The following is an 8,166-nucleotide window of genomic DNA, read 5'->3' on the forward strand; positions in this document are numbered from 1 at the left end:
TGGAATCCTCTTCAATCTTATTCAATAACAGTTCATAAGCGGATTGAGGGTCAACTGCTTCATAGTATTTAGGTTTAAGCTCGGATAAGTTGATCAGTTCGGCTCTCATTGCATCGTCAATGGCTCCTATATAGCTTTGAGGGGGAACAATATCCACCTGTTCAACTACTGTAGGAACACCCTTTTCATCAAGAACTGAAACAAGTGCCTGACCGATTCCAAGCTCTGAGATTACATCTGCAGTGTTGAAGTTAGGGTTTGGCCTGAATGTTTCTGCTGCAACTTTAACAGCCTTCTGGTCTTTTGGAGTGTATGCATGAAGTGCATGTTGTACACGGTTCCCTAGCTGTGCAAGAATGTCATCAGGAATATCTGCAGGAGACTGTGAGATGAAATACAATCCAACTCCTTTTGATCTGATTAGTCTTACAATCTGTTCGATTTTTTTGCCGAATTCAGGAGACATGTCATCGAAAAGCAGGTGTGCTTCGTCAAAGAAGAATACGAATTTAGGCTTGTCCATGTCGCCAACTTCAGGCATGTTTTCAAACAGTTCGGAGAGCATCCACAACAGGAATGTTGAGTAGATTTCAGGAGAAAGTGAGAGTTTTTGAGCATCAAGAATGTTGATGATACCTTTACCGTTTTCATCCACTCTTATAAAGTCATTTAAATCAAGTGCAGGTTCAAAGAAAAAGTCGTTACCTCCTTGATCTTCAAGAGTAATGAGGCTTCTTAAAATTGTATTTGCTGATTTCTCGGCAATTGCACCGTATTCACTTTCATACTGTGCCTTGTTTTCAACGACATGATTAATCATTGCTTTTAAATCCTTCAAGTCTATGATAGGCAGAGAGTTATTGTCAGCAACTCTGAATACAATATTCAAAACACCTGTTTGCGCTTCAGACAGATTAAGGATTTTTGCAAGAAGTGTTGGTCCCATTTCAGATAGTGTTACCCTTACCGGAAGACCTTTTTCACCGAACAGATCCCAGAATTCAACCGGATATGCCTGATATTTGAATCCTTTAGCTGCAAGGCCGTATTTTTCAACATTTGTCTTGATTTTTTCAGTTTCAGAACCTATTTTGGCAAGTCCTGAAATATCTCCTTTCATGTCAGCTAAAAATACTGGAACTCCCATATCTGAAAATGATTCCGCAAGGGTTTTTAAGGTAATTGTTTTACCTGTTCCGGTTGCCCCTGCTATTAAACCATGTCTGTTAGCCAGCTTTGGCAATAAGAATACTTCAGTATTCTCATTACAACCAATCAATATTTTATCTTCTGCATACATTTCATTCACCCGTTTTCTATTTTTTTAATTAACCAATTAGTTTTTTTGACAAAATTTTGCCTGTTATAAGCTTTAGCAATTCTTTTTATTGCATCTAGGTTTTTTACAAAATTGTCCAGCCATGAGAAAATGTCTCCCGGATAGACTTGAATCTGATATTTTCTGAATAGCTTATTTGATATATCTTGAGGGTCCTTACCTTTAAGTCTTTCGTGAACAATGACTTCTGAAATTCCCCTTTGCATACAGCTGCAAAACGGCCTGTCCTGACACCTGCACTGCATGAAATCCGTCTGAAGAGCAATAAGCGCATCCTGGAATTTCTTGTCGACCTTTTCAATGGCTTCACCTGATGAAATTATATCCAAAGTCGATTCGGCAAACAGCCTTGTTGAAAACTTAATTTTCAAGGCGTTTGCAATCTGATTGTGAATTACACTTGACAGATACGCATTTTCAAACATTTCCAAATCCAGTGCCATTGCCAGAATAAGCACCTTCAGCTTATCATACTTATCCTTTTTCTTATACATCGGAGAAAGCCCAACATAGCGTTTGAGATAATTATAATCGTTAAGAGTATTTTTGATAAATTCGGCATCCTCGATTGATAAAAATGATACCGATGCCGCCCGGCCATATTTTGTAACTTCCAATTTGTTGTTGAGGCTTTTATCTATCAGTCCCAGCTTCACCATCTCATCAACAGCTATCTTGATGCTTACCGGAACATCAATGTTTTTATAGAATTTGTTAAGTTCATCCACTGATTTAATGGATGTTGATGAAATATCGGCAAGAATCTGTTCATAGGCAGACTCTTCATCATATTCTATATAGACATCCTCGCTGTTGCTTTCCAAAAGCTCCAATGCCATTGCCTCTTCAGATTCACCTGCAAAATCATTTCCAACTTCAGGAATCAGATAGACAATACCTCTGTCATGATAGGACGGTCTTCCTGCACGGCCAAGCATTTGTGAAAACTCATTCGGATTAATCCATTTGTTTCCCATCACCAGTGAGTCGAATATTACCTGGGAAGCCGGAAAGTCAACGCCCGCCGCAAGAGCCGCCGTGGTTACGACACATGAAATTCTGCCCTTGTCAAAGTCCTTTTCTATTTTTTCCTTTTTATAATAGGACAGTCCCGCATGATATGCCTTTGCATTGACATGCTTGTTTGTTAAAAAATTGGCGATTTGATGAGTTTTTCGCCTTGAATTAGTAAATATGATTGTTTGACCCCTGAAACCTTTTTTGGATTTGGTATTGAATTCCTTTTTGACCAATCTTTGCATCAGATGGCGTTTTTGAGATTCGCTTCTGACATATACAAGGTGCCTTTCTAGCGGAACCGGACGCTCGTCGTATTTAACCAGCTTCATGTTGAATTCATCTGCTAAAAATTCCGGATTTTTAACAGTAGCGGACAGACCGATGATTTGAGTTTTAGGATATAAATGCTTTATACGCTTAATCAGACCGTTTAGACGTGTTCCACGGTCTTCATCGTCAATCATGTGAATTTCATCAATTAAAACAACACCCAAATTGGATAAGCTTTTTGAGTTGCCGTTTCTTAAAAGATAATCTATTCCCTCATATGTTGCAACAACAATGTCTGATGATGAAACATCAGAATCCGGAAAATTCAGTTCTCCTTTTGCCTTAACACGATTTCTTCCAACCTTAATGGCAACTTTCAATCCCAGTTTGGAGTATTTCTTTTTAAAGTCACGATATTTCTGATTGGCAAGAGCAACCAGAGGAGTTAAAAATACGAATTTCTTGCCTTTTAATGCTTCTGTAATTCCTGCAAGCTCACCGACCAGAGTCTTACCTGAACCCGTTGCACTTACGACCAATAAATCCTCGCCTTTGAGGAGCCCTTCCTTGATGGCCAAATACTGAACAGGAAGCAGCTTGGTGTTTCCGGAGTCTAAAAGAATTTGCTTAAATTCCTTAGGTATCTTCAATCGTTTCATGTCAACCGGAGGGATGATATGCCTTGACTTTTTGGTTTTGTCAAACAATGTCAGATTTTTGTTTTTGACTGCATCAAAATGGGGATCAAGAACAGACAATGTTTTCTCCAGACTTCCGGTTTTCTCCAGAGTCTTTTTAAGATTTCTGAAAATGGCCTTATCGAATCCCTGCATCTTCAGCTCTTCCTTGATAGTGTCATGAGCACAGTCCTTGCAGATCAGCTGATTGTTATGTTTATAAGAATAAGATGAGTTTACAATTGTGATATTGCCTTCAAAGGCACAGAAATCACATACCTGAGTTTTCCTGACCTTGATATTCAAGGATTTCAGGAATTTTTCCACTTTTTCATCAGGTGTCGCTAAAAATACAGCTTGGGATCTGAGTAATTTAATTACTTCACCTGGAGGCATCAGCTTTTCATTCAGTGAGGAATTGTCATTGAAATTGTAATCTGCAACAAATCTTGCAATGGCCAGAGTGTCACCCTGATTTGAAAACTTGATGTTTCCAACAAATTCCGGTTCCCTTTTATGATTAAGAGCTCCTTTTGGAGAACCGATTGGATATAACCTCCACTGTTTTTTAACCTTCTTTAAAACCAACATTAATTTAAATTATATTTCTAATTGTTAATATAGATTTACCGAATTATATCAGTTTTAAATAATATGACAAGCGGATTTGCCCGATTCGGCAAAAAAGAAAAAAAGATGTAGATGTTAAAGACACCTACTTTAAGATTTTTGCAGTTCTTTTAACAGTATCCTTAAGGTAAGTCGCCTGATAGGAAACTTTTTTTCCAATCTTAAGCTTTTTGAGGACACTAGATTTGATGGTAACCTTTGCAATGCCTTTGGAATTGGTGTTTGACTTGTAGGTTTTGCCGTTAAATTTGAACGTAATCTTTTTATTTTTCAGATATTTTCCGTTGACCTTTGCCAGACTTGCGGTTAACACCAGTTTTTTAGCGGATTTTTTCACGGTTGCTGATTTAAGAGCCAAGAGATGTTTTACAACAACATTATTTTTAACACTAGAATTCCTATACTGGATTTTGATGGTGTGAGTACCGACCTTAAAGTTTTTATCAATTTTTACTGTAATAAATCCGTTCTCATCTGTTTTGAAACTTTTTATTTTATTGTCAATCACTACAGTAACGTTTTGGCCTCCTATTTCAGGATTTCCATCGTCACCAATAATCCTGACCTTATAATTGGCATTGCTTGCGTAATAGACTTTTAAATTCCTGTTGTTTTCAAATCGCTTTAGGATTTTCAGTGTTTTAGTGGAGTTTCCGGCAATTGCAGATGAAACAGTGACATTATATGTTCCTGCATTCAAGTTTGCTTTAACACATGCAAAACCATCAGCATCTGTTATTGCATAATATTGATTTGACATTACAGTAAATGAAATCAATTTGTTTGAAATGCCGTTTCCATTCTCATCAATCAGTTTTACCTGATAGTCATAATCACTATTGTATCCCCTAACCATGTCATGTGCATCTAGTGATGCTGATTTGACATGAACGTTTATTTTTGTTTTGTTGGAAACATAATTATCGTCACCGCTATAAGTTATCTTAACAGAATAATTGCCAGATTGCAATTTCGGAAGAATAATACTGCAACTTCCGTTTAAAAGTGAAGAAACATACTCATTATCATTCAAATTAACTTTAACTGTCCCTGTTGCATTGCTTGGAAGTGTTACTTGAATTTCCGTATTTTCATCAATGGCAATGGAAATGTCACTGACATTCAAGGAAACATTCTGCTTTTCTTTAGTTTCCCTGCTTTCATTTTCAAGGATTTCCGCTAAAATTCCATCCCTTACTGTTTTTTTGCAGAAATGCAAATAGGACATGTTGAAATAATTGGCAATTGTTCTTGTAATAACCAATCCCGGTACGAATGTGTTAATTCTTTCAGCATTGATATTCAGAATTATTTGATAATTGTCTTTTGTCGGCTGGCTGAACATATCCAATAAAGAATCCAGCATTGAAACAGGAATACTGTCTGTATCATCATCAATGGATTCAAGATATAGCAAAACGTTCTTGATAGCCTTTACAGATCCTCCAATACCGAATAAATCATGTCTTTGAGTTTCATTTGTTACAGAAAGCTTTTTCAACTCATTCAATACCCTATTTTCTATTTCCTTCATCTCAGTGCCGTTCGGAAACAATTCGCTGACATAATCGGTATAAATAGAGTTTGAACCTATAGGCATACTTTCGGAAGTTACTACTGTTTTATTGACAAAATCAATCACTTCACAACTTCCCCCACCCAAATCAATAACAATACCATTATCTGTTGTCAATTCACCGTTTTTAACGGCATTGAAGCTTGTCATTGCCTCTTTTTCACCACTCAACAAGTGAATATCCAATCCAACCTTCTTTTTAACGGCTGCAATAACTTCCTCGCCATTATCTATCTTTCTTAAGCTGGCGGTTGCAAATGCATATTTTGTCTTGACCTTGAGCAAATCCATTATATCATTAAAGTCTTTCATAATGGATACGAATTCGTCAATCCCCTTTTCTGACAAAGTGTTGTTTTCAACATAAATTGCTGTTACTGACTTTTCAGATAAAGAAAAAACGGATTTGGGCTTTCCGCTTTTCTTAATTTCATATATTCTCAATTCCATGGAATTTGAGCCTATATCCACAATCCCATATAATGGAGATTCACTTTCCTTTGTAGAACCATCATCAGCCTGCAAAACAGCATTATCTTCATTGTCAGATACATTCAAGATGTTTTCATCCTGATAATCTTCAAGGGGAGCATCATTAAAAACTGTTAATACATTATCATCATCCAAAGCCAAATCATCGCTGACATCTGCAGTCAATGTTTCATTTAGCTCTCCTGCACTGACTGCTGCAATGGATGAGAAAATGACAATAATCATCACTAGATATATCAATTTAAATTTCATTTTTTCACCACTAAAAAAAAATAATAACCTAATAAATATATTTCTATTAAATAATTTAAATGATTTCTGTAAAAATGAACTGTTAATTCAAAAATATTAAAAAAAATAGCTAATTGATTACATTAAGTTAAACTAATCAATGTAATCAAATCTGGTTTCCAAAATAATAATCAGTCCGAAACCGATAACTGCAACGATAAGGCACGGGAACAGACCTGCAAAATTCAAACCGACTGAATTTGCAATTTGAAAACCCGGAACCCTTAAAGATCCAAGCATTACGCCAATAAGAAATGCCATGGTTACCTTTTCATGGTTTTTGAGCAAATAATTCAGGATTTTTGAAAATCCAAGTATTCCAATCAATGCACCAACCACAAAAACAATGATTTCTACAAAATGAAGTTCATGAAGTGCATCCAACATGTATTTGTACTGGCCCAGCAATAACAGCAGGAATGAACCTGAAATACCTGGCAAAATCATTGCACAAATGGCTATCATACCTGAAATAAAGATTATAGGCAGTGAATGATTGGCCGCTATAGGATTCAGACTTACAAAGATATAAGTCAAAATTGCACCGATAACGGTAAATATAATGTTTTTCAAATTTATTTGGTTGAGTTTTTTAAATAAGATTACCGCTGAAGCTATGATTAAACCTAAAAAGAAGGAATATGTAAGCGCAGTATGTGTATCCATACAATAGGTTACGACTTTAGCCAGTGTTAAGAAAGCAACACCAATACCCAAAATCAGGGGTATGAAGAATTTGAAATCGATTTCATCAAAGAGCTCGTTTTTAAAACCCTTAATGTCACCTTTGAGAAGTGGCCTTACAAATCCAAATTTGATTTTACTTATCGCTTCAATTAAATGACCGTAAATTCCTGTAATCAATGCTATTGTTCCACCGGAAACTCCGGGAACAATATCTGCAGAACCCATCAGGACTCCGCGAATAAAAATTAAAATAGCTTCCTTAATATCAAAACTCAAATAATCACCTTATATAATAATTAGTTCAATCTCAATTATATAAGTAATTATAAAAACAATTATTTTGATAAGGTTTCACTAACAAACTCCGGGCTAACATCGGCAAGTCTTGCAATATCATCGAGGGAAAAACCTTCCTTATCTAAATTTATTACAACATTTTGCTTGGATTTTTTAATTTGAACATCCTTAGCAACTAATTCCTCATCCTTAGCAACTAATTCCTTATCTTTAGCAAATAACTCATCATCTTTTGCCTGCAATTCCTTTTGGAATTCTACTTTTGCTTCATCTACTTTTCTTTGAGCATATTCTTCCACGATTTTCATGTTACCACCTACCAAATTTGAAATTGTTTTGTTCAATGATTCATCTTTAACAAATTTGTCACATAACAACAATACTACCCCTTTAACAAACTGAGCAATTTCTGAATTATAATCTGGGATATTTGTTATTGTTATTGCAGATTTCAGTATCAGCTGATCAGAATTTTTCTCCGATTTCATGAAACAAAGCAAACTTATTAATAATAACTCCTTTTTGGACAATTTTTTCTTATTTTCTATTTTGACATTAATAGTATTTAAAAACTCATCTGCATCATATTTTTCAAGAGAATGAATATATATTGGAAATCTAGACTGCTGATTGACCATGTAACATTTCGTATTATCCTTTTCAATCGTGCTTAGAACATGTACTTCAATAGGTTTTTTTGATTTGATTGCGACATTATCTACTAAAGCACTGTAGAATCTAAATCTCCTCTTGTCTTTAACATCCACATAAGTACTTTGGAATTCAAGTATTATTACCTTGTCTTCCAGTTCAAAAACCAAATCCGGCTTGTAGATTTTCGGGTCAATGACACTGTATTCAGTTGGATGAATTTCCACTATCCTTCC

5 protein-coding genes are annotated in these 8,166 nt (G+C 35.6%); all 5 read right to left on the minus strand.

What is annotated here, in order from left to right:
* Positions 1 to 1,300 (minus strand): helicase HerA-like domain-containing protein (locus ACJMLH_RS06170; RefSeq protein WP_405275784.1); only part of this gene is annotated, 1,300 nt, incomplete at its 3' end.
* 5 nt (positions 1,301 to 1,305) lie between these two features.
* Positions 1,306 to 3,897, minus strand: coding sequence for a DUF5814 domain-containing protein (locus ACJMLH_RS06175; protein ID WP_405275786.1), 2,592 nt, complete (start codon positions 3,895 to 3,897; stop codon positions 1,306 to 1,308).
* A 124-nt stretch (positions 3,898 to 4,021) separates the two neighbouring features.
* Entirely contained in the window at positions 4,022 to 6,256 is a 2,235-nt protein-coding gene (locus ACJMLH_RS06180; protein WP_405275788.1) for an Ig-like domain repeat protein, read from the minus strand.
* A gap of 132 nt (positions 6,257 to 6,388) precedes the next feature.
* Positions 6,389 to 7,207 carry a DUF368 domain-containing protein gene (locus tag ACJMLH_RS06185; RefSeq protein ID WP_405275792.1) on the minus strand — a complete coding sequence of 273 codons (819 nt, stop codon included), beginning with the start codon at positions 7,205 to 7,207 and terminating at the stop codon, positions 6,389 to 6,391.
* A 110-nt stretch (positions 7,208 to 7,317) separates the two neighbouring features.
* The coding region (locus tag ACJMLH_RS06190) for a hypothetical protein (protein WP_405275790.1) at positions 7,318 to 8,166 on the minus strand (849 nt) is incomplete at its 5' end.

Source organism: Methanobrevibacter sp. (assembly GCF_045116495.1).
In the GTDB taxonomy this organism is placed as follows: domain Archaea; phylum Methanobacteriota; class Methanobacteria; order Methanobacteriales; family Methanobacteriaceae; genus Methanocatella.